Origin of the sequence: Streptomyces sp. DH10, from assembly GCF_029813805.1 — a bacterium.
In the GTDB taxonomy this organism is placed as follows: Bacteria; Actinomycetota; Actinomycetes; order Streptomycetales; family Streptomycetaceae; genus Streptomyces; species Streptomyces coeruleofuscus.
The window spans coordinates 1-276 of record NZ_JARVKU010000072.1; the positions used below are offsets into that span (position 1 = coordinate 1).

The 276-nt window shown below is 75.0% G+C and carries 1 protein-coding gene; it reads right to left on the minus strand.

What is annotated here, in order from left to right; genetic code table 11:
• Positions 1–43 precede the first annotated feature (43 nt).
• The coding region (locus tag QC385_RS43900) for a TOBE domain-containing protein (RefSeq protein ID WP_279547006.1) at positions 44–276 on the minus strand (233 nt) is incomplete at its 5' end.

A 276-nucleotide genomic window follows, 5' to 3' on the forward strand; every position in this document is an offset into this window, starting at 1 on the left:
TGCGCGGACGGGCGGGGGCAGTGGCGGTGAGGGCGGCCATGGCTCACCCTCCCTGTTCGTCGACGAAGAGGTTGACGTCGTCCGGGTCGGCGGTGATCCCGATCCGTTCGCCGGTGACGGGGCCGCGGCCGGCCGGTACTTCCAGACGCAGCAGCGGCGCGTCACCGCCGTCGATGCGCACGCCGGCCCGGACGAGGGTGCCGACGTAGGTGGCGGTCTCCACCGTGCCGGTGCAGAAGCCGTCGTCGGGGGCGCAGGCCCGCAGCCTGCCCGGCT